Below are 24662 nucleotides of genomic sequence, written 5' to 3'. Positions count from 1 at the left end.
TCAGCCGTGCTTCTGCACGTACTCCAGTTGCGCGGCGACAATCGTGTTGACCGTCTGCCGCATGTCCTGCGGCGCGGTCGCGTACACGATCCGGCCGACGGCCTCGGTCAGTTCATGTTCGGGTGAGATTTCCAGCCCGTCCAGCTGTGCGCCCTGTTCTGCCAGCGCAGCCCGCACTTCGTCCAGCCGCTCGCGGCGGTGCGAAATGTAGTAGTCCAGCACTTCGGCCGGATTGGCTATGGACTCTCCGTGGGCTGGCTGGATTTCGGTGATGCGGCCCTGCTCCACCATGCTGCGCAGGCGTGCGAGAGAATCAAGATACTTTTCGACCGAACCGTCACCGTGCATGATCACAGTTGTTCCGCGTCCCAGCACCGTGTCTCCAGAGAACAGCACGGTGCCCGCCAGCACGCTGATCGAATCGAGCGTGTGTCCGGGGGTTGACACCAGCCGGATGCGGTCGGTTTCCGCGGGGCCGAATTCGAGGACCGCATCGTCGCCGCTGAGGTCTTCGTGTTCCAGCGGAGGAACAAAACGGGCGAATGCGCTGTCGACTGCGAATACAGGAGTCTGCGGCGCCCATTCGTCAACTGTTTTGAGCAGATCCGAATGGTCCCAGTGGTGGTGTGTGAGAACGATTCCGCGCAGTTCACGATCCCCGACGAGTTCACTGAGCGCTCCCAGGTGTTCGTCCAGCTGGGGGCCGGGGTCGATGATGACTGCGGCGCTATCGTCAGCGGTGAACAGCACGTAGCTGTTCGTGCCGTCGAGTGTCATGGGGCTGGGGTTGTCTGCTGTACGGCGGGCAAAACGAGGTGCCGGGTGCTGTTCGTTTGTCATCATTCTTCTTCCGGTGGTTCGCTTTCTGATTCCGACAGCGTTGTCGGGTCTTCTTCTTCGTTTTCGGTTGTCAGCTGAGACAGTTCGTCGATGGCATGGTCGGTCTGGTGCTCGATGCTGATGTGCCATTCGCCTCGGTGCTGCAGGACGGTCGGCTGCAGTGGGCGAAGATCGCGAATCTTGAGCATACTGGCAGCAGCGCTGGGAACCGTGCGCAGAGATTCCAGGACCAAGCGTGTTGACACGCTGATGAACTGGGCGGAAGCACCGTGGCCCTCTTCCCACAGATCGACCGCATCGAGGATCTCCTGCGGGGTCATCCACCCGCCCCACGACTGATTGATCGACACGAAGTCAACGTGCTGACCGGGTGGGACCACGCACACAAAGTACACGGTGTCATAGCGGCGCAGCTGCCACGGCGTGTTGACCCAGCGCATCCACGGTTTGATGAGGTCGGGACGGAACTCCACGTCGCGGCTGCGAAGCACCGAAGGGAAGGACACCTGGTGATCACGCAGCTTCTTGCCAGCAGTTTTGAGGAACTGCGGTTCAATGTCTGTTACCACCCGCAGGTCATGGCCCTCGGCCAGGGCGATGCCCATGTTCTGCAGAGCCAATCTGCCCGCGGCGGCGAAGAAGGCGACGGCTCGGCCCGATCTGTTCAGCCGCAGCGCCCGGGCACAGCGGTCCGAAGTCCAGTCGCCCATGGACAGCTGCCGTGAGTCCTCTGGTCGAACAGCGCTGAAGGGGAAGGCAAACCTGTTGCGGTCGCTGACACCGGGCTGATCGGCCTGACGGGTGATGAACACCTCGAGGCCCTTGTCGGAATCACGCACCAGCACCAGACAGACTGCGCGCCGCGGGTAGTCGGGGTTGGGCTGCATATCCGCCGAGCGAAAAAGCTCAACTGTGCGCACCAACTCGCTGGAGGCGCGAATCAGGCGGGTGGGTCTGTTCGACCCACCCGCCTGGAGACTGAGCGCAGATTTCTGCGCCCGCTGTGCGTCAGTCGCGGACGCGGAAGATGAATTCAATCTCGACGCAGGTACCCTTGGGCAGGGCGTTGGTGCCCAGTGCCGAGCGTGCGTGCTGGCCGGCTTCGCCGAAGATGTCGGCGAGGAAGTCCGAAGCGCCGTTGATCACTTCGGGCTGCTGCTTGAAGTCATCGGTGCTTGTGACGAATCCGTTGACCTTGACCACGCGTTCGATCTTGTCGAGGTCGCCGATGACGCTCTTGGCTGCGGCGAGTGCGTTGAGCACGGAGTAGCGTGCGGATTCCTGGGCCTGTTCAACGCTTACGTTGTCGCCGAGGCGGCCCGGGTTGGCAAGCTCGCCGTCGCGAAACGGCAGCTGACCGGACGTGAACACGAGGTCACCCGACTTCACGGCGGGCAGGTAGGAACCGGCCGGCGCTGCCAACTGCGGCAGCGGGAAGCCGAGTTCGTTGAGGCGGTCTTCGATCTTTGACATATCAGCCTTTCGGACGCTTCATGTAGGCAACGAGTCCCCCGTTGCCCTGGGGACCTTCCACTACCTGGACGAGCTCGTAGCCGTCCTCACCCCACAGATCCAGAATCTGTTTGGTGTTGTGGATCATGAGAGGAACAGTGACGTACTCCCACTTCTGCATTTTCTCCCCCTTCGGTGGACAGAGTTCATTGTACGAGCCGCTGACGCGGCAGGTGGTGCCTGCGTCACAGTCGACCCGGCAGAGCGTCAGTCGTCGGACTCTTCGTCTTTTTCCGGTTCCTTGACGCTGTTGCCGACGGGACCGCCAAGGCCCTTGTTGCTGTCGACGATCTTGACTGCTTGGCTCATGTAGTTCTGCCACGTTGCACCGGAATAGGTGGCACCGTAGACGCGGCCGCGGACCACGCCCTTGCCGTTCCTGCGCCAGTCACGCGAACCGTTCGGGTCACCCGTCCAGACGGCAGTGGACATCTGGGACGTGAATCCCGCAAGCCACGTGGATCCGACTTCGAAGTTGGTGGTTCCCGTCTTCGCTCCGGCCGGAGCCCCGATCTTCAGTCGCGAGGTGGTTCCGCCGTTGAAGGTCTGCGACAGTGCGTAGGACACATTCTGGGCGACGTCTTTGTCCAGTGCTCGGTGGCAGTCAGGGTCAGGGATCTTGACCTTCTTGCCGTTGCCGTCCTTAATCGATTCGATCGGAGTCGGCGTGCACAGGATGCCGCCGGCGGCGAACACCGAGTAGGCGTTGGCCATGTCAATGGGAGCAACCTGGACGATGCCGAGCACCGATGAAGGCAGGAGTGCTTCGACCACTCCCAGCTGCTCATGGACCGTCTCCAGCGACTGGCCGTTGCCGTATTTGATGCCCAGTGATTCGGCGGTCTTCATAATGCCGCACATGTTCAGCTGATTGGCCATCGAGGCGTAGGCCGTGTTGACGGAGTTCTTCGTGGCCGCAAGCGCGGTCATCTGTTCGTTGCCCTTTGAGTCGCCGGCGTTGTTCGGCGACCAGTTCGAGCCGTACCCCTTACAGCCGCGGTATTTCCACGAGTTCGCCGGGAACGTTCGCTTCGCAGCGCTGACTGAGGTGTTGAGGCTTTTGCCCTCTTTCAGCCATTCCGCGAGCACGAAGGGCTTCCACGTCGAGCCCACCTGGAAGCCGCTGGCTCCGTTGTATGCTTTCTGCACATTGAAGTTGATAGCGGTGTCGGTGTTCTTCTTGCCCTCTGTGACGGAGTAGTTGCGGTTCTGCGTCATGGCAAGGACTTTTCCGGTGCCGGGTTCAACCGTCACCACCGAATGGCCAGCACCCGATGGGTCGCCGACCGGCACACGCTTCTTGACGGAGCTGAACGCAGCTTTCTGCAGCTTGGGGTTGATGGTCGTTTGGATAGTCAGACCGCCGCGCTGCAGAAGATCGCGCCGTTCTTCCTTGGTTTCGCCGAACGCCTTGTTGTTTTCGATGTACGCCTGGACGTAGTCGCAGAAGAAGCCCATGTCGCCTGCGCCCATGCAGCCGTTCGAGGTCTTGGTGATTTTAAGGTCAAGATCGGTCTTCTTGGCGTCTTCGTATTCTTTGTCCGAGATCTTGCCCAGCTGGTGCATGCGGGAAAGAACAACGTTGCGCCGCTCGAGCGCGTTCTCCGGGAAGCGCTCGGGGTTGAAGGCGCTGGGGTTCTTCACAATGCCGGCCAAAGTTGCGGCCTGAGCGTGGTTGAGCTTTGACGCGGGAATCGACCAGTAGTGCTGCGCAGCCGCTTCGACACCGTAGACATTCGGGGAGCCCGAATAGTTGTTGATGTTCATGTAGCGGTTGAGAATCTCTCCTTTTTCGTACTTCTTCTCGACCGCAACCGCCAGCTTCGCTTCGCGCAGCTTACGGGCGTAGCCGGCCATGCCCGAGGCTTCCTTGGCGGCTTCCACGCCTTCCTTATCTGCGTCCGCGTGGGCGTTTTCGGCAAGCACGTTCTTCACGTACTGCTGGGTCAGAGTCGATCCGCCCTGCTTGGAAGACGACACGAGGTTGTGCACGAGAGCACGACCGATGCCCTGGAAGTCAACGCCGCCGTGATCGAAGAACCGGTAGTCTTCGATGGCAATCGTTGCATCCTGCATGGGCTTGGAAATCTTGTCCAGCGGAACTTCTTTGCGGTTGAGCCAGTAGAAGCTGGCGATCTGCTTGCCGTCGGCATCGAGCATGCGAGACTGTTCAGCCAGCGGCCTTTCGTCAAGCTGCGCGGGCAGGGCGTTGAACACCTGGAGCGCGTTGTTCGCACCAATGGACGCCACACCCACCGATGGGATCGCTAAGCCTGCGCCCACGATTCCGGCAACGACGCTGACGGCAATGAACTGCATCCACGCCGATAGAGTCGAAGGCGCAGCCGCTGATTCTGAAGACACCATGCCCAATATCGTACAGGCGCCGTCTGATGGAGGCACACAGGACAAGACTCCGCTGAGCCAGACCGGTCAGCGTTCAACAAGCTCCAGTACAGACACCTCGGGACGGCAGAACAACCGCACCGGCGCCATCGGGGCCACTCCAACCCCCGCGGTCACGTTGACGAGTGCCGGGCCCCGACGAAACAGACCGCGAGCTTCGCTGCGCGGACGGTCGCAGTTGGTGGCCGGTGCCCCGTAAAACGGCACGCGGATCTGCCCGCCGTGCGTATGCCCGGCAGCAATCAGCTGCGCGCCCGCACCCGCAAGACGATCGAGCACGCGCGAATACGGGGCGTGGGTCACTCCGATTCTGACTTCCGAATCATCGGGAAAAGCAGAGGCTTCGGGCGCATCGGCCTTCATGTGCGCATCGCCAAGACCAGACAGGCCGACCCGCGTGCCTTTGATGTCAACAACAGCGCTTCGGTTGTCCAGCTGCACCCACCCACGCTGCTCAAACGCATCCACCAGCCCGCGCGCATCCAAGTCAGGCGGGTTGCTGTGGGCCTTTGCCACGTTCGAAGGCCCCAGAAGATAGCGAGCGGGGTTTTTGACTTTCGGCCCCCAGAAATCATTCGATCCCAGAACAAACGCACCGGGGACGTCCAGCAGATCATCGAGGCTCTCAAGCACCGTCGATTTGGTCTGCCCTCCGTAGTTATCGCCGGTGTTGAGAACAAAGTCCGGCTGCAGGGTGTCGGCCAGACTGCGCACCCACTGCGGTTTGCGCTTCTGCCAGGCCGTTTGGTGGAGATCCGAAATGTGCAGAATCCGCACGGGCGCACGGCCCGGCGGCAGGACCGCGATTCTTTCGCGGCGCACCGTGAACAGGTTCGGTTCGACAAGCACACCGTAGGCTGCGGTCGCCACAGCAGCGACGGTCAGCCCCAGTGCCGCGCGGCTAAGAGGGCGGGCAGCAGAACAAGTCATAGTGCCGAAGTCTAGTCGCCCGCTGCGGCTTTCGGATCCTGCGCGAGGTGAGGGTGCTTGTCGAGGTCTCCCAGACGACGGTTGCGCGCCTCAAGCTGATGGTTGGTGCGGTACCCGCCGATGATCCGGGCAATGACGTAGAAGAGGAAACTGATGGTCGTCACGAACGGGCTGATGGGCACAACCGGCGACCCCAGGGCGATGAGGATTCCGCCGACCGAGGACGTCACGGCAAAGATAACTGACAGGATGGGAACGACGATGGGGTGGGATGACAGCTGCATGGCCGCCGCGGCTGGGGTGACCAGCAGAGCCATGACCAGGAGCACTCCGACCACCTGCACGGACAGGGCAACTGCAAGTCCGAGGGTCACCATGAACACGATTGTCAGCATGCCGGTGGGCACACCCTTTGCCTTGGCGATCTCGGGGTCGACTGATGCAAACTGCAGCGGCCGCCAGATGACGAAGATGACGGCCAGCACAACACCTGCGCACACCATGAGCAGCTTTGTCTGGCTTGGGCTGATGGCGACGATCTGCCCGGTCAGCAGACCGAATTTGTTGGCTGAGCGCCCGTCGTACAGTGCCAGAAACAGGATTCCCAAGCCGATGCCGAACGGCATGAGCACACCGATCATCGAGTTCGCCTCGGAAGACCGTATGCTGCCGACGCCGATGATGAGCGCAACCAGAAGCGAGCCGATGATCGAACCGTACACAACGTCATAGCCGACGAACAGGGCAAAGGCAGCCCCGGCAAAGGAGAGCTCGGCAATGCCGTGCACGGCCAAGGCGATGTCGCGCATTTTGACGAACACGGAGACAACACCGCCGACAACTCCCAGAAGCGCTGCGGCGATAATCGAGTTCGACAGCAGCGACAGCAGTTCGCCGTAGTCTTCGAAGGTGAAGAGGCTGCTCACAGTTCGGTCTCCTCCGGGTGATGATGATCTGCTTCGGTGCCGACGACAACCAGCTGACCGCCGACGGTCACCACCTCGATCCGCGTGCCGAACAGGGAGCTCAGCGCTTCAGAGGTCAGCACCTCGTCTGGGGTGCCCACCAGGAAATGGCCGCCGGCAATGTAGAGGACCCGGTCCACGTACTTCAGAATCGGGTTGATTTCGTGGGTGACGAACAGAATAGCCATATTCCGTTCGCGTCGTTTCTCATCCAGCAGGCGAGCAACCAGGTGCTGATGGTTGATGTCGAGGCTCAACAGCGGTTCATCGCACAGCAGCAGCTTGGGATCGCTGGCAAGCGCTTGGGCCAGCCGCAGTCGCTGCAGTTCACCGCCGGAGAGGATGCCTACGGGGCTGTCGGCAAAACCAGTCGCCCCAACCTGGTCTAGAAGTTCGTCAACCCGTCGTTCCTTTTTCCGGCTGGGCAGGCCGAAGCCGAAACGGTGCCCGTCGATTCCAAAGCGAACCAGGTCGCGGGCCCGCAGCGGAGTGTCACGGTCGACACCCCGCTGCTGGGGCACGTAGCCGACATCCGCGTCGCCGCGGTATGCCGCGTGGCCGTTGACTTCAACGGTTCCCTCATACAGCCGGTACTGGCCGAGCAGTGTTTTCAGCAGCGAAGTTTTGCCCGTGCCGTTGGGTCCGAGCACGGCAATGAACTCACCGGGCTCAACATCAATGGACAGGTGGTGCCACAGCACCCTTTCGCCGAAGCGAAGCTGGCCGTCTGCAATCGACAGTGCGGGACTGTTAATGGGGGAACACGTCCTTTCGAGGGCTAGAGCTGATCAGCCTTTGAGGGCTTTGTCGACGTCGTCGATGTGCGATCCCATCCAGTCGACGTAGGTTTCGCCCTCGTTGAGAGTTTCGGGTAGTTCTACCACCGGCACTTCGGCGTCGTCAGCGGCCTTGCGCAGGCTTTCAGCCTGCTCGTTCACTGCCTGCGGATTGAAGCCGAGGACTGCGACCTCCTTTTTCTTGATCTGGTCCTGAGCCTGCTTGAGAACCACGGGGGCCGCGTCCGATCCTGCTTCTACTGCCGACAGGAACTTCTGCGGTGTGGTGGTCTCCAGTCCGAGGTCTTCGAACAGCCACAGTGCAACGGGTTCAGTTGCAGCACTCTTCTTGCCTTTGCCTGCTTTCTTGACTTCGTCAGCCTTCTTCATCAGACCGTCGAGCTCACCCTGAAGCTTATCGGCGTTCTCTTCATAAGCCGCCTTGTTGTCAGGATCTTCTTCAGACAGGGTGTCTTCGATCGAGTCGACGACGTTCTTCATGGCACTAACGGAGTACCAGATGTGTTCGTTGAACGCACCGTGGTCGTGGCCCTCTTCACCGTGGTCGTGGTCGTGACCTTCTTCACCGTGCCCATGGTCATGGTCGTGGTGGTCGTGGCCCTCATCACCGTGGTCATGGTCGTGACCTTCTTCGCCGTGGTCATGGTCATGGTCGTGGTGGTCGTGGCCCTCTTCACCGTGGTCATGGTCGTGACCTTCTTCGCCGTGGTCATGGTCGTGCGGCTCGTTGGCGAAGTTCTCTTCGGCACCGGGCAGCTCTGAGACTTCGACGCCGTTGACCACCTTCGGGTCCTTGTCTGCTGCTTCGAGCATGGTCGTCATGAACGCGTCGTAGCCGCCGCCGTTGACGATCACGACATCGGCTTTCGACAGTTTGAGCTGGTCGTTCGACGTCGCTTCGTAGTCGTGGGGGTCTTTCGACGCGTCCGAAATGATGGGTTCGATATCCGCCGCGTCACCGGCGACTTGAGCGGCAAGGTCCGCGTAGACATTCGTCGAGGTGACAACATTGAGCTTGTCGCCGGAGCCTTCCGATTGGGCTTCGCCTGCCCCGCAGCCGGCCAGAACCAGGCCAGCAGCTGCGGTGAAAGCTGCAATCCGTGCAGACTTCATAAGGGTGCAACTCCTTCACATAGGTGCAAACCACCCCAATGTAGGTTTCGCTCACCAGCATCTACCAATAGACATATGCCTACGCGGACATGCAAAAGCGGGTGGCGGCGGTCCAGATGACCGCTCACCACCCGCAGAACATTCAGGCGGCTGGATGCGTCAGCGATCCAGCAGGGCTGCCAGCTGCACCGTGTTCAGCGCAGCGCCCTTGCGCAGGTTGTCGTTCGACACGAACAGCACCAGCCCCTTGCCCGCAGGTGCCGACTGGTCGGCACGGATGCGGCCGACAAGCGACGGGTTGCGGCCTGCGGCTTTCAGCGGGGTGGGAATGTCTGCCAGATCAACACCGGCGGCTTCCGAGAGGACTTCCTCAGCTCGCTGCGGGGTTATGTCGTTTTCGAACTCCGCGTGGATTGCAAGTGAGTGGCCGGAGAAAACAGGAACGCGCACGCATGTGCCCGCAACAAGAAGTTCGGGCAGACCCAGAATCTTGCGGGATTCATTGCGCAGCTTCTGCTCTTCGTCGGTTTCGCCCGAACCGTCGTCCACGAGCGAACCGGCCATCGGCAGAACGTTGAACGCAATCGGGTCGGTGTACACGTTCGGCTTCGGGAAGCGCACGGCCGTGCCGTCGCGCACAAGCTGCTTGGAGTCGGGAAGAACGTCCTCAGCCTGACCGTAGAGTTCGTTCACTCCCGCCAGGCCGGAACCTGAGACCGCCTGGTAGGTGGCGACTTTCAGCCGCAAGAGCCCCGCCTCGTCGTGGAGGGGTTTGAGGACCGGCATTGCGGCCATCGTCGTGCAGTTGGGGTTCGCAACGATCCCCTTGGGGATCGAGTCGAGCGCTTCCGGGTTGACCTCAGACACCACGAGCGGCACCTGGTCGTCACCGCGGAATGCCGATGAATTGTCGATCACGGTCACACCGGCGGCAGCGAAGCGGGCGGCCTGCGCCCGCGAAGTCGCACCGCCAGCAGAGAAGAGCGCCACGTCCAGCCCCGTGGGGTCTGCTTCGGCGGCGTCTTCGACAACGATCTGCTCGCCGCGAAACGGCAGGGTCTTTCCTGCCGAGCGGGCCGAGGCGAAGAAGCGAACGCTGGCGATTTCAAAGCCGGGTTCGGCTTCGAGAATGTCGCGGATGACTTCGCCGACCTGGCCGGTGGCCCCGACAATGCCGATATTGAGGCTCATCGTCCTGTACCTCCGTAGACAATTGCTTCGCTTTCAGATCCGTCCAGACCGTACGCGGTGTGTGCGGCGCGGACGGCGTCATCAAGGACGTCCGCGCGGGTGACGACGCTGATGCGGATTTCGGACGTCGAAATCATTTCGATGTTGATTTTGGCTTCTTTGAGCGCTTCGAACAGCGAGGCTGTGACTCCGGGGTGCGAGCGCATGCCGGCCCCGACCACGGAGAGTTTGCCGATCTGGTCGTCATACCGCAGCTCTTCAAAGCCCACGTTGTCGCGCTGAGCCTCCAGGGCTCTCATGGCCTTGGCACCGTCAGACATGGGCAGCGTGAAGGAAATATCGGTCCGGTTGTTCTTCGCTGTCGAAATGTTCTGCACGATCATGTCGATGTTGATCTCTTCGCCTGCCACGATCCGGAAGATCTCCGCGGCCTTGCCCGGAACGTCCGGGACGCCGACCACGGTCAGCTTGGCTTCGGAGCGATCGTGCGCAACACCGGAGATGATGGCCTGTTCCATGGCTTCCTTCTTTACGTCGTTTGCGAATTCGCGGGGTACGGGTTCGTCGGTCACCCAGGTGCCCGGGTGGGGGCTGAAGCTGGAGCGCACGTGAATGGCCACTCCGTAGCGGCGCGCGTATTCAACGGCGCGCAGGTGGAGGATTTTGGCTCCGCTGGCGGCCAGTTCGAGCATTTCAGCGTAGGAGATGGTCCCGATCTGGCTGGCGGTGGGAACGATCCGCGGGTCAGCGGTGAACACGCCGTCGACGTCGGAGAAGATTTCGCACACGTCGGCGCCCAGGGCGGCCGCGAGTGCGACTGCCGTGGTGTCGGATCCGCCGCGGCCGAGTGTGGTGATGTTCTTGGTGTTCTGGGAAACGCCCTGGAAACCGGCGACGATCGCTATGCTGCCCTTGGCTACGGCTTCCTGGATACGGCCTGGGGTGACGTCGATGATGCGGGCGTGGCCGAAGGCTTCGTCTGTGATGACGCCTGCCTGGGAGCCTGTGAACGACTGGGCGGAGTAGCCCAGGTTGGCAATCGCCATGGCGAGCACGGCCATGGAGATGCGCTCTCCCGCTGTCAGCAGCATGTCGAGTTCGCGGGCCGGAGGCAACGGTGAGACTTCCTGAGCGAGGTCGATGAGGTCGTCTGTCGAATCGCCCATTGCGGAAACGACGACAACGACGTCGTGACCGGCCTTTCGGTATTCGACAATCCGTTTGGCAACGCGCTTGACCCCGTCGGCGTCGGCTACGGAGGATCCGCCGAATTTTTGGACGACTAGGCTCACTTCTCACACTTTCTTCCGGCAGCGCTGTTTACCGCTGATCAGTTTAGAGGACGGCGCTCAGCTGACCTTGGTGCGGCCCTGGAACGCTCTTCCCAATGTGACTTCGTCAGCGTATTCGAGATCACCGCCGACTGGCAGACCAGACGCCAGTTTTGAGACGGTGACGCCGATTGAGGACAGCAGGCGGATGAGGTAGGTGGCTGTTGCTTCGCCTTCGAGGTTGGGATCGGTGGCGAGAATGCATTCCTGGATGTCGTCGCTTTGCAGTCGGGGCAGGAGTTCGCGGATCCGCAGGTCGTCGGGGCCTACGCCTGACATGGGGTCGATGGCGCCGCCGAGCACGTGGTAGAGCCCGCGGTATTCGCGCGTCCGTTCGAGCGCGACGACGTCTTTGGGCTCTTCGACAACGCAGATGAGGCTGCTGTCGCGGCGCGGGTCGGAGCAGATGGAGCACAGCTGCCCCTCTGCTACGTTGCCGCACTGGTCGCAGAAGCGCACGTGGGTTTTGACGCTGGTCAGGGCGCTGATGAGCGAATCGACGTCTTCGCGCGGCGATTGCATGATGTAGAACGCAAGTCGCTGTGCGGATTTGGGGCCGATGCCGGGAAGTTTGCCGAACTCTTCGACAAGGTCGGCAAGCGCGCCTTCGTAAACACTCATTCGGTGATCTCTTCGAGGATGACTCCGCCCAGCAGCCGCTGGACGACGGGAATGCCGACTTCGGGGGATTCGGACACGTCGAGGTCTTCGTCGACGTTGAAGTCGGGGTAGTCGGATTCGGCGGCCGCACCCCATTCGGCAGCTGTTGGGGTGTGCCCGGTTTCCTGCCAGGCTTCCGCGGTTTCGGGTTGGGAGGACTGAGCGCGGCTGCCGGCCTGCCCCATATTGCCAACGTAGGCGTAAGGGTTTTCTCGGCGCTGCGGGGTTGGCTCCTGAACCGCCGAGGTGGGTGGTCCGGCAAAGATGTCTTCGTCGGCATACGCGCCTATGAAGTCGTATTCGTCAGCTGCCGGGCTTTGCTCATGCGCTGAGTTTTCCGGGCCAGCTGTCTGGTCTTCTCCAGCTGTCTGGTTTTCCTCGGCGGAGGCGGGCCGTTCTTCCGGGGCGTCGTCGATGTCCGCTGGCGGCGGCACTACGAGCGCCGGGGCTTCAACGGCTCCCTGCCCCCAGGATGTCCCGATGTCTTCCGACGGGGCTTCCCAGTTGTCTGCCGAGGCGGAGGCGGGTTCCGGTTGAGCCTCACGTTCGGCGTCGGGGGCTGGCTGCGCTTCTTGTTCCCTGTTGTGGGTTGAGGCAGGTTCGGGTTCGGCCCGGTGTTCGTCATGTTCGACGGCCGGCTGGTCACCCTCCTGGTCGTCGTCTTCGGGGGTTTGCTGCCAGTACTGTTCGCGGTCGGAGACTTCTTGGTCCATGGCCTGTTGGCCGACGACTGCCTGAATCTGTGCTTCTGTTGGTCGGCCGCCGGGGCGGGCTGCCCGGTTTTCATTTCCCCGAGGCGCCTGCGGCTGATGCTGTCGGCTGGGGTTTTCGTGAGTCGCGGGTGCTTGGTAGCCCGAGGCGGGTGTGTCCATGCGCAGGTTGACGTGTTCGCCCACCTGGCCTATGTCGACTTTCACTGTCATTCCGAGGACTTCGCTGACGGCGGCTTCGAGGGCCTGTGTGTTTGATCCGCGCGTGAATGCCCCGACGGCACCCTGGTTGTTGAAGGCCAGCAGCAGGCGGCCGTCCTGCAGGTCCTGGGGCACGGCGTTGCCGGCAAGCACCGCGCGGGCGAGCTTGGCGCTGCGTCCGACCACGTCGAGGATCGCCTGCCAGGAGCGGCGGACGGCATCGATGTCGTGTCCGGCGGGACTTGGCTTCGTTTGGGCTTCGCCGGACTGCGGCTGGCTGGGCTGGTTCCGCTGCGGTTGCGGCTGGCTGGGCTCGCTCGGCCGTGGCTCATTCGCCTTCGTCGATTCCCGCTGGGGTTCAGTGCGCTGTTCAACGTGTGACTGTTCAGCGTGCGGCTGCTCAGCCGCCGGTGGGGCAGGCTGTGGGGCGCTGTTTTCTGCGTTGGCGGTCTTCTGACCTTCCTGCCGCGGTTCGCTCTGCCCCGAGGCGAGTGCCTCTGCTTGCGATGCAACATCGGCAAGATCGTCAAGGTCGTCCCAGGAATCGCTCGAATCGGACTGCGGGCTATGCACTGGCTGCGCGGAGTCTTCTCGCCGCGAAGCAGCGCTGCCCGGCTCAGGCACGCCTGCCTGGGCCCCAGAGCGTACGGCGCTGGCCGCAGGCCCTTCAGTGGCCGACTGTTCTTCCGGCGACTGCGGGGCAGCCTGGCCTGCCGGTGTGGTCGGCATCCCAGCAGCGGCCCCGGAAGCCTGCATGCCGACCCGCCGTTCCATGCGCTCGACGCGCGACAGCACGGAGCTGCGGGTGCCGTCCATTGCGGGCAGCAGGATGCGGGCGCAGATGAGTTCAAGCTGCAGACGCGGCGATGTCGCTCCGGTCATTTCTGACAGACCGGCGTTGAGGAGATCGCCCGCGCGGGACAGTTCCGCAGGCCCGAGTGTCTGCGATTGCTGTACGAGCCGTTCCAAGAGGTCTTCGGGAGCCTGCGGAAGGAACGCCCGAGCGTTCTGCGGGGAGGTGCTGATGACAAGCAGGTCGCGAATGCGCTCCAAGAGGTCTTCGACGAAGCGACGGGGGTCCTGACCGGATTCGATGACCCGATCGACTACGCGATAGACAGCCGCGCCATCGCCCGCCGAGAAAGCATCGACGATGTCTCCCAGCAGAGAATCCGGCGTGTAGCCCAGAAGGGCCGTGGCCTTTCCGTAGTCGATTCCCTCCGGCCCCGATCCGGCGATCAGCTGATCGAGAACAGACAGGGAATCGCGCACAGAACCGCCCCCGGCGCGGACCACCAGCGGCAGAACGCCCTTGCCCACCGGCACGCCTTCCTGCTGGCACAGGTGGTCGAGGTACGAGGTCATGGTGTCCGGCGGGACCAGGCGGAACGGGTAGTGGTGAGTGCGGGAGCGAATGGTCCCGATGACCTTTTCCGGTTCGGTCGTCGCAAAGATGAATTTGACGTGCTCCGGTGGTTCTTCCACCAGTTTGAGCAGCGCGTTGAAGCCCTGGGGTGTGACCATGTGGGCTTCGTCGAGTATGAACACCTTGTAGCGGTCGCGGGCCGGAGCGTAGACAGCACGTTCGCGCAGGTCGCGCGCGTCATCAACACCGGAGTTCGATGCGGCGTCGATTTCCACAACGTCGAGGGAACCCGGACCGCCCGTGGCAAGGTCCCGGCAGCTGGCGCACTCACCGCACGGAGTGGGCGTGGGGCCTTCTGAGCAGTTGAGGCAGCGGGCAAGAATGCGCGCGCTGGTGGTTTTGCCGCAGCCGCGGGGACCGGAGAACAGGTAGGCGTGATTGACGCGCCCGCCGGCCAAAGCGGCTTTGAGCGGGTCGGTCACGTGTTCCTGCCCGATCACCTGGTCGAAGGTGTCGGGGCGATAGCGACGGTACAGAGCTGTTGACACGTCTACAGCCTACTGGGAGGCACTGACAGGAAACCTTGACCAGGCCCCATTCAGATTTTCTCCGACCGCACCTCGACCTGCGCCTGTTCCTGTCGGCCAAGCGCGTAGAGCACGATTTCAGACGGCTTGCCGGAGACGACTTTCGACTTCACGTCGGTTCTGCCGAACGAGAACTCCCCAATACCCGGAGCAATGAACTTCACGGCTGTTTCGGGTCGCCACGGCGGAATGCGCACCATGGTCGGCAGCGCCGACCACAGCTGCTGTTCGAGTTCGGGCAGGATGTTGCGCCTCGACCATCCGGGGCGGGACCGCCGAACGTCTTCTACGTGCACGAAGAACTCGACGGTGTTGGCGAGGATCTCACCTGGACCCCAGCCGACCGGCGACAGCATTCCGGGGCCTTCTGCGACCATTCCGACGAGCTGCTTCCAGTCGAGTTCGCCGAGTTCGCGACGGCGCTGTTCAGCCCGCTTGTGCAGAAACGGAATCTTGGCTGTCATCTCGGTCGCCTCACCGGCCATGGCGGACGGATAGCGGTCGCGAATGACGATGTGGACGGCAAGATCGCGTGTGCTCCAGCCATCACAGAGAGTAGGGGCATCTGGGCCGACTTCGCGGAGAAGAGCCGCGAGCGCGAGCCTCTCGGAACGAGCGAAATTCGTCATACCTCCCAGCCTAGTCATACTGGGCGGATTTGGATACGCCCCAAGCGCTTAGAGTCCCCGCCCAGAAGCTGATCATCGTCCGGAGACTCGGTCTTTCCACGCGCGGAAGAAATCGGCCACGCGGCTGAGCGACCTGTAGTCCGCAAGTTCATCGGCTCGCGTCGGGCCATCGGTGACGATGACCACCGTTCGCCCCTCTTTGGCTGCCTGGCGCACAAGGCGCAGACCGGACATCACAGCCAAAGACGTCCCCGCCGCTATCAGTCCTGGCGCCGCAGCGGCCGCGGCGGCAGCATCCAAAGACCGTTCCCTGGGCACTGTTTCGCCGAAGAACACCACATCGGGCTTGAGCAGACTGCCGCAGGCAGGGCAGTCGATCATCCGAAAGTCCGCTGTGTCCCGCAGAGGGACATCGCCGTCGGGTGCCATTTCGATCATGTCGAGGGCTTCCCTGTGATTCTGCCGAAAGCTCGTGTTGTTTTCATCGAGTCTGCGTTGCACCCATTCGCGGTCGTAGAGTGCTCGACAGTCCAGGCAGATGACACGGTCAAGACGTCCGTGGAGGTCCAGAACCCCGCGCGAACCGGCCTTTTGATGCAGACCGTCGACGTTCTGTGTGATGAGGGCCGCCGGATGCAGTTCTGCCAGCGCCCGGTGCGCTTCGTTGGGCTGGGCATCGCGCATGACGGGCCAGCCCATCCAGGAGCGCGCCCAGTAGTGGGTGTGGTTCTCCCGGGATGTTGTCAGCTGTTGGTATGTCATCGGCTGGCGGTTGACCGACGATGGGCCACGGTAGTCCGGCAGCCCTGAATCCGTGCTGAACCCGGCTCCGGTGAGAACGGCCCAGTCGCGGACAGGCCGGGAGCACACTACGTCGAGGATCTGTTCGTCCGTGTGGCTGGGGTTCGGGCGGGTGATCCCGCGCAGCGGATCGCGAATAACGCTCATGGGGCTCCTTGCGGGCGATACAGTTGCCGTATGGCTACCGTACTCTTGGTTCACCACTCCCCCACCGACACGGTCACACCGCTTGCCGAGGCGGCGCGGGCGGGCATATGCATGCCGGAGTTGGACGGCGTTGAACTCATTGAGCGCCAGGCTCTCGAAGCAACCGTCGAGGATGTTCTTGCGGCTGACGCCTACGTGTTGGGCACCACCGCGAACTTCGGCTATATCTCTGGTGCTCTGAAGCACTTCTTCGACACCGTGTACGACGATGTGCGCGAACCCACGCAGGGCCGCCCGTTCACGTATTGGATTCGCGGCGGCTTCGACACAACCGGTGCTGAAAGGGCAATGGAGCAGATCACGACCGGTTTGGGGTGGAGGCTTGCAGCCCCCGCTGTTGTCTTCACCGGTGATGTCACGGACGAACGCAGGGAGCAGCTGACCGAGGCTGCGGCGACCGTCGCGGCGTCAGTCATGGGCTGAGCATGAGCAGGCAGCGGACTCAGCAAACAAAGCGAAGGGCGGCCGCTTAGGAAGCGGCCGCCCAGCTTATCCGGACATGTCCGGACGAAATCACAAGGTCACTTGTTGAACTTGTCCTTGACTTCGTTCACCTTGTCCTTGGCGTTGTTGATGTCGTCCTGGTGTTCGTCCACCTTGTCCTTGGCGTCATTGAACTTGTCTTTAGCGTCGTTGAACTTATCTCCGAGTCCCATGTGTGGGCTCCTTTCGAATCGACTGCACTTCCAGACTTACGCATTCAACCCCCGTCTGTAAAGCTCAGCGAGTGAACTCCCGCTGGGAAAACCCGGATAAACTGTTCTGCAATGCCGCCCCGAAGAAAGGCTTCTGTGTCCACGAATCCCGCGGAGCGTCCGCAGCTGCGCCAGGAGGATCAGCTGTGGATCACCTCTGAAATCAATCAGCCCAGCTGGAATTTCATCAGCGGCTTCGCTTTTTTCTTCTTCTCGGCAGGTCTTGTCTACACGGTTCTGACTTCACCGCTGTCCGTCCCGGCTAAGACTGTGGCAACCCTGGCTTCGCTGCTGATCGTGGTGCCCGGCATTTACTTCATCAGAATCGGGCTGGCGCGCATCGTTCCGCTGCGCCGACTGCGCAAGGCTGTGGCACCTATTGACCATCTGACTGTTGAGGCCGTCTACGGGCACTCCCCGGATGTTCTCATCGTCGAACTGTCCAACGGACATTCGTATCTCGTCACGGGCCCAGCTGTGAATTTTTTGGCGCACACGAATGTGCTGCACGGATCTCAGCGGCCTGACGATCTGTCTTTTGACTTCTTTGGCACACCTCCCACTGCCGAGGATGTTGCCGCCGCCCCTGTTCGCATGCACATTGCCAACCGTGGTGCCGCTGTCGGCAACGCTGAGTGGTACGGGGCTGCCTGACCCCGGCCCACCCCAAATGACGAGGTGCCGCTCACCTTTGCAGGTGAGCGGCACCTCGTTATCTATGCGGTGATGAACACCGCGGCTGCGTCCAGCCGGTCAGTTCTTGAAGTTGTCGGCGACGTCCTTGATGTCGCCCTTAACCTGGTCGAGCTTGGCCTTGCCCTGGTCGCCCTTGCCTTCGGTTTTGAGTTCGCTGTCATCAGATGCAGCGCCGACAGCCTCCTTGGCACGGCCCTTGAGTTCTTCAGCCTTGCTCTTGATGTCGTCTCCGAGACCCATAGTCTTCTCCTTGTGCTGTCAGCGGCGCCGAGGATACGGCACCTGGTGCTTTCCACCCTTTCGCACAAGCGATTGGCTTTCAAGCGATGTCGCTGGATGCGGCGGTATGCCAAGGCTTTTCCCAGGCTGTGAACGCAGACCTCACGACGGAGCGATGACCCGGGTCACCCGGCGGTGAGCCGGAAGGTGCGAGTCCACCACCGCTTCGGGCACGAAATATTCGCTTGGGCTGCGTCGTTCACCCAAATGTGGACAACACATCTGATGGAAGGAGCACCATGGCTCTGGCCGATAAGAAGGTTGCATTCCTGCTCACGCGCGGCGTCGAGCAGGTCGAACTCACCAGCCCGCGTGCGGCGCTTGACAAGGCCGGCGCCCAGACATTCATCGTGTCCCCCAGCGAGGGCACTCTGCAGGCTATGGAGGGCGACTGGGAACACGCCGATGTTTTCGATGTCGACGTCCCGGTTGCCGATGCTGATGCCGATGACTACGACATGCTCGTGCTGCCCGGTGGCACGCTCAATGCCGACTCGCTGCGCCTTGATGCCGATGCCAGCGCACTCGTCGAGGCATTCTTCGCAGTCGGCAAGCCCGTCGCTGCGATCTGCCACGCCCCTTGGATCCTCGCCCAGACCGGTCTGGCCAAGGGACGCAGACTGACCTCGTACGAATCGATCAAAGTCGATATGCAGAACGCCGGGGCCACCTGGGAGGACTCCGAACTCGTCATCGACGGCAACCTCATCACCTCTCGCAACCCCGGTGATCTGGAGGTCTTCAACAACGCACTCATCGAGACCCTCTCGAAGTGACGTTCAGCTGCTGACCAGCCTGGCCGGCTGCGGCAGTGACTCCGGTGCCCGGGGCAGCGCCTCTGCTTCCCCGGGCACCGTCGTGTGCTGTACACCGGCGCTTGGCGCCTATCCGGGCACAGTGAGTCAGACAGGCAGACAGAAGTGTGCACCCCGATTCTCTGCCGGTGCTCCGGTGGGCGTATGATACCCCGTATCACCGGCGCTGCGGAACGAAACAGCTGATGATTTCTTGACCTACCTACCGCGCAGGCAGTGCCACCCTCTTCTCATTCACATCTCTTCCAAGGATCTGCAATGCCCGCTGTTGTTTCCCGCCGTTCTGCCGCCGCCTCGACTCGCCGCTCACTGGCTGCCGGGCTTGCCGCGCTCGCTCTTATCTCCGGCTCCGTCTTCGCCGATGTCGCACCTGCTGAAGCCGCGCCGAAGTCCTGCTCGGCGAAGATGTCGATCAGCCAGCCGCGCCAGTACTCGAACACCTGGGTCAAGGTCTCGAAGGTCGGTTCAAAGGCCAAGGTCGAGACCGTTGCGCACTACAAGACGACGAAGACGAAGAAGCGGGCGACCGCTTCGACTCAAGGCAAGGCGAGCCTGAAGTACTACATCTCGGGCGCGTCCCCGAACCGTGCAGTCAAGATCACCGTTACTGCCAAGAAGGGCAAGAAGACGTGGAAGTGCTCCACGTCGTTCAAGCCGCGCCGGAAGTGACCGACAGTCGCCGCGGGCCCGGTGCCTCCGGCGACGGCAGCGGTGACGTGGTTGTACGTCTGATAAGTCCTTGCCCATGTGCTCGGTGTGCATGTTCATGACGAACACTTCGCCGACCGTGCGGGTGACGGTGATGTTCGCAGCGTTCTCAGTCATGTCTGCAGCTCAGCCAATATTGCTCAGTGAGGACAGGGCACCTGGTGGTCACCTGAAGCAAATGCCAGCATCTGCTGACCGGCCATGGTTCAGGACTGCAGGCGGCTGCGGTGGACGAGACTGAGCACAGCGATGGTGTCACGGTCAGCATCAAGCCGGTGGGTCTCCTGTGGGATGTCCGCGGTCTCGCCGGAGTCGAGGGCGATCGTCTCACCGGATGCGCCGGTCAGGGTGGCGGCTCCGCGGTGGATTGTGATGACCGCCTCACCGGGGTTGGGGTGGTCGGACAGCTGCGCGCCCGTGCGCATCGCGACGAGCATGCGCACGATTGCGGCATTGTCCGAGGGGATCCGTTTGGTCGCCAGCTTCGTCGGTTCGTCGGCGGCGCGTTCGAGCAGCTCGTTGCCGACGTCGATGATCGAGAAGGTCATGCCCATGAGTCTAGAAGAGTCCAAGCCCTCCCCTAGGGTGGTGTCATGCCGTTCGCCATCATCACCCCACAGGCCAGTCCAGAGCCCGACGTTGAGCTCGGGGCCGCGATTGCGCGCGTGCACGTCGCCGGATGGCGGGAGGCCTACGGTCACCTGCTGGACGAGCACTTCTACGACGATGCGGTGTTGGCCACCCGCACCGAGCAGTGGGCGCAGTGGCTGACGCAGCCGGAGTCATGTGCGCGCACGCGCCTGGCCGTTCGCACAGATCCCAGCACCCCGGTCACGGCACCGGGCCTGTTGCCGAGCACCGATGTCGTCGGGTTCGCGAGCGTCGGTGAGGCCCGCGATGACGACCGCACCGGCTTGGAGCTGTGGGCGCTGTACATCCTCAGCAGCCACTACGGGACAGGCCTCGGCCAGGCGCTTTTGGATGCGGCGATCGGCACTGCGCCGGCCACCCTGTGGGTGGCTGAGGACAATCCGCGTGCCCGCAGCTTCTACGCCCGCAACGGCTTCACACCCGACGGCACCCGCAACGTCGATGCAGCCGCTGATGATCTGGCTGAGATCCGCATGACCCGCGGCGGCCAATGACCTGGAAGCCCGGTCACCGCACCAATCGGTTGAACATGCTGATCAGCTTTACGGCGGTGACGCCGACTGGACATAGACTGCGGACATGCGTTCTGCCGCTCTGACTGCCCGGCTTGTCATCCCTGCCATCTGGCTGGGCCTCATCATCGCCATCGACCTCATTGAGGCGCCGCTGAAGTTCCAGGCCCCCGGCATCACGATCCCGCTGGGGCTGGGCATCGGACGGCTTGTGTTCACTGCGATGAACATCGCCGAAGGCGTGCTCGCGCTCATCCTCATTGCAGCCGTCGTCACGACCCGGCAGGTCCGCCCGGCCTGGACGCTGCTGGCGACGATCGCCGGGCTGCTGATCGTCAAGACCGCACTCGTGCGCCCGCTTTTGAATGCGCGCACCGAAGCCGTGCTCGCCGGCACTGCAGAAGCGGGCAGTTCAGTGCATGTCATCTACATCGCCCTCGACGCGGCACTGTTCTTTGTGCTCGCCGCCTTCACCTGGGTACAAGCTCGAGCACTCATCGCACCGGCCGCCGCAGCCGGTGTCTCCGGCGGCGGTGCCGTCACCGAGTCAGAGCGGAGATGACGACCGAGACGATCATCGCGAGCACGAGCGAGTTGAGCCCGAAGGCGACAACGACATCGGTGCGAACCTGCCTCTACGCAGCCTTCGCGCGGATCTCGGCAGAAATGCTGGCGGCTATTGCCGAGGTGAACACTGCCAGGGTGAGGTAGTCGCCGAAATCCTCGGGCGGTTCGCTGTGGAAGCGGATGTGGCGCTTCTCGACGCCGAGCACGTTGAGGTGCATATAGGCGGCGGCGAAGGCGAAGACCATGAACACCCAGGAAGCGGCAACGGCGACGACGCCAAGTGCGAGATAGAGCGGCGACTGGCGCACCACCTCAGTCTGGGCGAGCACGACGGTCAGGAAGATGGCGAAGGCGGCAGCGGTGACGGCGAAGTTCGTCGCACCACTGAACCCCAAAGCCCGTGCCCACCAGCGACTCTGCACCCGGGCCTCGCGACGCGCTTGGACGATGAGTGCTGGTCCGCGTAGGGGCTTATAGCTGCGAATCGTCCACGTGACGTAGATGAGCACGAAAAGGTTCCAGAACAGCAGGTAGAAGAGGACGAGGAGCTCAGTCTGTAGCGACCCACCCGTCGACTCGGGGCGCAGCAGGAGGACCCAGGCCGTTTCGATCAGCAGGGCCAGGAGGATCGCCACAGCGGTCGAAACGGAGTAGCGGACAACATCGGTCGCAGTCTTCAACGGCTTGCCCTCACGCGCATCGCAGATTCGGTGCTGAGGACAGTGTAGCCTGGCAGGAGCGGTGCGCGTCGGTGCTCGGCGGCAACCAATCCGAGCAACATAGGTGCAATATGATCTCCATCACAAGAGTTCTGAGTCCAGAGAGGCACCGCTCATGCGCACTGGCACGCCCTCAGCTCTCGCCGCCGCACTCCTGACGGCGCCCATGGTGCTGGCTGGTTGCGGCAGCAGTTCGCAACCAGCCAGCCGGTGGCGGAAGCGCTGATGTCGATCCCGACTTCCAGAAGACTTTGCCATCGGTGCAGGGTAACTGCGACGCGGACCTCTTCACGCATGGTGACGAGAAGAGGACGGCCGACACACAGCAAGCTGAGCAGGACACTTCAAAAGGGGTATAGTCCTGCCTATGCCCCCTGTGACTGAACTCGAGATTCGAGAGACAGTTCGGCGAGAGGTCTCCTCCCGAGCCCCCCTCAAATCCCTGATCGTTGACGAGTTCGTCATCGGCGAACTCGGACGCATCGACATTGCCGCTATCGGTGACCATCTAGTTGGGTATGAGCTGAAGAGTGATTTAGATACACTCGCTCGTTTGCCTCGCCAAATGGATGCTTTCGGTAAAGTCTTCGACTATTGCACACTTGTTGTCACAACTCGGCATCTAGCCAAAGCTAGAAGAGTTCTCAAACGCAGCTGGGGTCTGGCAGTCGTCGAACGATCTGAGAACGACACACTGTCTTACCGCGAAGTTCGCAAGGCCGCACCCAGTCGCAGGCAGGACAGAGTAGTTCTCGCTGAACTGCTGTGGCGGGACGAGCTACTACGCGCACTGGATGGATTGAACGCATCTCGCGGATTTCGAAGAGCTACTCGTCCTGAACTTGCGAAAAGGCTTGCGTCGCTCACCGAGCGCGAACAGCTGCGCGAGATCGTTTCCGCTGCGATCACGGAGCGCCAAGGCTGGCGAGACGCGAAAGCACTAGATGAAGGTGGCGTGAAGTTGCAGCACGCAAATGTGTCGTCGCGTTTCCTGGCCCGGCGAATCGTTTCGCAACGTCGTTGATCTGCTGATCTCCAGGGCTGAAGCTTGGTCCGCCATAATAGGTTGCGCTCACGATATCCTGGGCCAGTGCGATGTACTGCGGTGAAGGCGATTTTCTTTCTTTTGCCCTGTGGACGTGCCAATCACGGCCCGCCGCATACCGAATGTTAGGAATCGGAGCGAAAGGAGCAGCCCCATACCCCGGTGTTCCTACGGCATAGTCACCGTAGATCAACGGATAGTCAGTATTGTTGCGAACAGCCGTGAAGGACGCGGCATCTGTGCGAGGTATTACGGTCACGGAACTTTTTGCGGCGACATCCCCAAGCTGTCCTGGGAACGCAGAAAAACTCAAGACGACTGACAACCAGTCGTTGAGGGTGATCGCCCTCAAAGCTCGTTCTGCGACTGTTGCCTGGATCGTGGACGATCCAGTGAGGGTGCCTCCATCTACCACGAGCGCTACCTGAGACGGGGGAATAGCCAATTGATGCAAAGTCGACGCGATGTCGTCGCCGGTATCTACGTCATCATCAATGAGATCCTCGACGTCGATCCGGAGCACGGCACCTCTCTGGTCTTTAGCGATAACTCCCGCGATAGCCGCAAGAGTGGCCGGTTCTTCAGTTGTTGTGACTACGGGAACTGCGCACACTTTGCCACGCATTTGGTCGAAAACGGCAGTGACTTGCGTGCCGAAATCGGAATCGCTCGCACCCTCGAAGTTGAGGAATTGCACCCAGACCGCATCGTCTTCGGTGCCCCATGCTTTGCTGAGCAAAGCTGGCACCCTCTTCGGATCGATGAACTCAAGCAACGGAACCAATCGATTTTTCGGCGCGCTACGAATCGCACCAAGCTCAGCTGCTTTACCTTTGAGGATCGGAACATATGCGTCTGACGGCAACGCTGCCAACGAAGCGACCATGACCACATGGTAGATGCTTAACTAGCCTGCGTCTACAGCTGGCGAAGAAAGTTTCCAATACGGGCAGGCGCAATCTGTTGCCCCGTTATTGACCCAAGCGCATCGCTGAAGGCGAAGCACACGTACCGCGCAACTTATTGTCGGGGTGTGCTCTCACTGTCCTCACAATGAACTGGTCACAAACAAAGCGAGCACTTATGCCACTGCTGGTGATTGAGGCTGTTCTGCGCAGTTCGAGTCGCGTACATCTAGGACTGAATTACAGCGGTTCCCAACTGACAACCATGCGTGACGACCCTGAGGCTGTCGCCCGGAGTTCGAATATCAGGACAAGATGGCCCATTGTTTTGCAGCCCGTAGCGGTTCATAACCCGATATGGCATTTGACAGTTACCCAACCAACACTCAAAACAGGGAACGGGCAAACACATGAACTACACAATTGGCTATGTCTGGCTTCAAAACATAGACCCCACCCACATGCGGACGGCCCGACACCCTTGAGCCGGGTTCTGCGCCTTAGCAACAACTGCTGACGGGAGTTTCTGCTGTTCAAGGGAGTCTCCGTGCGGCTAAAGCGTGGATTTGTTGTTAACGGGTGCGGGGACGCGGAATAGGCAGCCATCCAGCAGCTGCGCTGGCAAGAGACAGTCCGCAGGTTTCAGTGGGTTCTGCAGATCAGGGCACATGCTCAAGCATTAGGCTGCAGGACCTACAGTCGGGGAGCGATAACCCGACACATCATCCGCCCAACACAAAGAAAACCCGGGACATCGAGTGAACGATGTCCCGGGAGTCGGTGCGCGAGGGGGTGTCTGGTTTCAGGACATCGTTCACCCCTGC

The 24662-nt window shown here is 61.7% G+C and carries 27 protein-coding genes; 7 read left to right on the top strand and 20 right to left on the bottom strand.

Annotation, left to right across the window (positions count from 1 at the left end; all coding sequences use genetic code 11):
• The 15 genes from HMPREF2757_RS02660 to HMPREF2757_RS02595 all read right to left on the bottom strand — a co-directional run bounded on the left by HMPREF2757_RS02660 (position 1) and on the right by HMPREF2757_RS02595 (position 16186).
• Positions 1-840 (bottom strand): MBL fold metallo-hydrolase, encoded by an 840-nt coding sequence (locus HMPREF2757_RS02660; RefSeq protein WP_176745868.1) that lies wholly within the window; start codon positions 838-840, stop codon positions 1-3.
• The gene (locus HMPREF2757_RS11850) at positions 840-1727 is read right to left on the bottom strand and encodes an NUDIX hydrolase (protein ID WP_176745867.1); all 888 of its coding nucleotides are present in this window, start codon (positions 1725-1727) and stop codon (positions 840-842) included. Before HMPREF2757_RS11850 ends, HMPREF2757_RS02660 begins: the two co-directional genes overlap by 1 nt.
• Positions 1728-1848: 121 nt before the next feature.
• The gene (locus HMPREF2757_RS02650; protein ID WP_070573134.1) at positions 1849-2313 is read right to left on the bottom strand and encodes a RidA family protein; all 465 of its coding nucleotides are present in this window, start codon (positions 2311-2313) and stop codon (positions 1849-1851) included.
• 1 nt (position 2314) lies between these two features.
• Positions 2315-2473, bottom strand: coding sequence for a Sp36 family protein (locus HMPREF2757_RS11845; protein ID WP_019174463.1), 159 nt, complete (start codon positions 2471-2473; stop codon positions 2315-2317).
• Between the two features lie 86 nt (positions 2474-2559).
• Positions 2560-4719 carry a transglycosylase domain-containing protein gene (locus tag HMPREF2757_RS02645; protein ID WP_256278251.1) on the bottom strand — a complete coding sequence of 720 codons (2160 nt, stop codon included), beginning with the start codon at positions 4717-4719 and terminating at the stop codon, positions 2560-2562.
• A gap of 66 nt (positions 4720-4785) precedes the next feature.
• A complete protein-coding gene (locus HMPREF2757_RS02640; RefSeq protein WP_070573129.1) occupies positions 4786-5688 on the bottom strand; it encodes a metallophosphoesterase in 903 nt (300 codons plus the stop codon).
• 11 nt (positions 5689-5699) lie between these two features.
• Positions 5700-6614: a metal ABC transporter permease gene (locus HMPREF2757_RS02635; protein WP_070573126.1), complete on the bottom strand. Its 915-nt coding sequence runs from the start codon at positions 6612-6614 to the stop codon at positions 5700-5702.
• Positions 6611-7354: a metal ABC transporter ATP-binding protein gene (locus HMPREF2757_RS02630; protein WP_083304054.1), complete on the bottom strand. Its 744-nt coding sequence runs from the start codon at positions 7352-7354 to the stop codon at positions 6611-6613. Before HMPREF2757_RS02630 ends, HMPREF2757_RS02635 begins: the two co-directional genes overlap by 4 nt.
• Positions 7355-7441: 87 nt before the next feature.
• On the bottom strand, positions 7442-8563 hold the full coding sequence (locus HMPREF2757_RS02625; RefSeq protein WP_070573120.1) for a metal ABC transporter solute-binding protein, Zn/Mn family: 1122 nt from the start codon (positions 8561-8563) through the stop codon (positions 7442-7444).
• A 159-nt stretch (positions 8564-8722) separates the two neighbouring features.
• Positions 8723-9754, bottom strand: coding sequence for an aspartate-semialdehyde dehydrogenase (locus HMPREF2757_RS02620; protein WP_070573117.1), 1032 nt, complete (start codon positions 9752-9754; stop codon positions 8723-8725).
• Complete coding sequence (locus HMPREF2757_RS02615; protein WP_070573114.1) at positions 9751-11046, bottom strand: aspartate kinase; 1296 nt, start codon at positions 11044-11046, stop codon at positions 9751-9753. The genes HMPREF2757_RS02620 and HMPREF2757_RS02615 overlap by 4 nt, the downstream gene beginning before the upstream one ends.
• 57 nt (positions 11047-11103) lie before the next feature.
• Positions 11104-11706: a recombination mediator RecR gene (recR, locus tag HMPREF2757_RS02610; protein WP_070573112.1), complete on the bottom strand. Its 603-nt coding sequence runs from the start codon at positions 11704-11706 to the stop codon at positions 11104-11106.
• Complete coding sequence (locus tag HMPREF2757_RS02605; RefSeq protein ID WP_070573109.1) at positions 11703-14570, bottom strand: DNA polymerase III subunit gamma and tau; 2868 nt, start codon at positions 14568-14570, stop codon at positions 11703-11705. Before HMPREF2757_RS02605 ends, recR begins: the two co-directional genes overlap by 4 nt.
• A 50-nt stretch (positions 14571-14620) precedes the next feature.
• Entirely contained in the window at positions 14621-15238 is a 618-nt protein-coding gene (locus HMPREF2757_RS02600) for a TIGR03085 family metal-binding protein (protein WP_070573106.1), read from the bottom strand.
• Between the two features lie 72 nt (positions 15239-15310).
• Positions 15311-16186 (bottom strand): Sir2 family NAD-dependent protein deacetylase, encoded by an 876-nt coding sequence (locus HMPREF2757_RS02595; protein ID WP_070573104.1) that lies wholly within the window; start codon positions 16184-16186, stop codon positions 15311-15313.
• A gap of 30 nt (positions 16187-16216) precedes the next feature.
• On the opposite strand from HMPREF2757_RS02595, the gene HMPREF2757_RS02590 reads away from it, so the two are divergent.
• The gene (locus tag HMPREF2757_RS02590; protein ID WP_070573102.1) at positions 16217-16669 is read left to right on the top strand and encodes a flavodoxin family protein; all 453 of its coding nucleotides are present in this window, start codon (positions 16217-16219) and stop codon (positions 16667-16669) included.
• 98 nt (positions 16670-16767) lie between these two features.
• Here HMPREF2757_RS02590 and HMPREF2757_RS12075 read toward each other — a convergent pair whose 3' ends face one another.
• Positions 16768-16902, bottom strand: a complete 135-nt coding sequence (locus tag HMPREF2757_RS12075) for a hypothetical protein (protein WP_256278250.1) — start codon at positions 16900-16902, stop codon at positions 16768-16770.
• Between the two features lie 135 nt (positions 16903-17037).
• On the opposite strand from HMPREF2757_RS12075, the gene HMPREF2757_RS02585 reads away from it, so the two are divergent.
• Positions 17038-17595 carry a hypothetical protein gene (locus HMPREF2757_RS02585; protein ID WP_070573101.1) on the top strand — a complete coding sequence of 186 codons (558 nt, stop codon included), beginning with the start codon at positions 17038-17040 and terminating at the stop codon, positions 17593-17595.
• A 99-nt stretch (positions 17596-17694) separates the two neighbouring features.
• On the opposite strand, the gene HMPREF2757_RS02580 is transcribed toward HMPREF2757_RS02585, so the two are convergent.
• Complete coding sequence (locus tag HMPREF2757_RS02580) at positions 17695-17877, bottom strand: CsbD family protein (RefSeq protein ID WP_070424012.1); 183 nt, start codon at positions 17875-17877, stop codon at positions 17695-17697.
• A gap of 278 nt (positions 17878-18155) precedes the next feature.
• Here HMPREF2757_RS02580 and HMPREF2757_RS02575 point away from each other — a divergent pair, with 278 nt between their 5' ends.
• Both HMPREF2757_RS02575 and HMPREF2757_RS02570 read left to right on the top strand, forming a co-directional pair.
• The gene (locus HMPREF2757_RS02575) at positions 18156-18692 is read left to right on the top strand and encodes a type 1 glutamine amidotransferase domain-containing protein (RefSeq protein WP_070573099.1); all 537 of its coding nucleotides are present in this window, start codon (positions 18156-18158) and stop codon (positions 18690-18692) included.
• A gap of 297 nt (positions 18693-18989) precedes the next feature.
• Entirely contained in the window at positions 18990-19400 is a 411-nt protein-coding gene (locus tag HMPREF2757_RS02570) for a hypothetical protein (RefSeq protein WP_070573097.1), read from the top strand.
• 245 nt (positions 19401-19645) lie between these two features.
• Here the strand turns inward: HMPREF2757_RS02570 and HMPREF2757_RS02565 are convergent, their stop codons facing one another.
• On the bottom strand, positions 19646-19987 hold the full coding sequence (locus tag HMPREF2757_RS02565; RefSeq protein ID WP_141750142.1) for a cupin domain-containing protein: 342 nt from the start codon (positions 19985-19987) through the stop codon (positions 19646-19648).
• A 45-nt stretch (positions 19988-20032) separates the two neighbouring features.
• On the opposite strand from HMPREF2757_RS02565, the gene HMPREF2757_RS02560 reads away from it, so the two are divergent.
• Complete coding sequence (locus HMPREF2757_RS02560; protein ID WP_070573093.1) at positions 20033-20584, top strand: GNAT family N-acetyltransferase; 552 nt, start codon at positions 20033-20035, stop codon at positions 20582-20584.
• Positions 20585-20669: 85 nt separating this feature from the next.
• Positions 20670-21164: a hypothetical protein gene (locus tag HMPREF2757_RS02555; protein WP_070573092.1), complete on the top strand. Its 495-nt coding sequence runs from the start codon at positions 20670-20672 to the stop codon at positions 21162-21164.
• A gap of 73 nt (positions 21165-21237) precedes the next feature.
• Here HMPREF2757_RS02555 and HMPREF2757_RS02550 read toward each other — a convergent pair whose 3' ends face one another.
• Positions 21238-21849 (bottom strand): DUF1345 domain-containing protein, encoded by a 612-nt coding sequence (locus tag HMPREF2757_RS02550; RefSeq protein ID WP_070573090.1) that lies wholly within the window; start codon positions 21847-21849, stop codon positions 21238-21240.
• A 406-nt stretch (positions 21850-22255) separates the two neighbouring features.
• Between HMPREF2757_RS02550 and HMPREF2757_RS12190 the strand changes: the two genes are divergently transcribed.
• A complete protein-coding gene (locus HMPREF2757_RS12190) occupies positions 22256-22912 on the top strand; it encodes a sce7726 family protein (RefSeq protein ID WP_070573088.1) in 657 nt (218 codons plus the stop codon).
• Here HMPREF2757_RS12190 and HMPREF2757_RS11345 read toward each other — a convergent pair.
• Positions 22794-23819, bottom strand: a complete 1026-nt coding sequence (locus HMPREF2757_RS11345; protein ID WP_141750141.1) for a beta family protein — start codon at positions 23817-23819, stop codon at positions 22794-22796. The two genes, HMPREF2757_RS12190 and HMPREF2757_RS11345, sit on opposite strands and share 119 nt — an antisense overlap.
• Positions 23820-24662 lie beyond the last annotated feature (843 nt).

The organism is Brevibacterium sp. HMSC063G07 (genome assembly GCF_001810665.1).
Lineage (GTDB): Bacteria > Actinomycetota > Actinomycetes > Actinomycetales > Brevibacteriaceae > Brevibacterium.
Note: the sequence above shows the minus strand (reverse complement) of the source record. Positions and strands in the feature narration are given on the sequence as shown.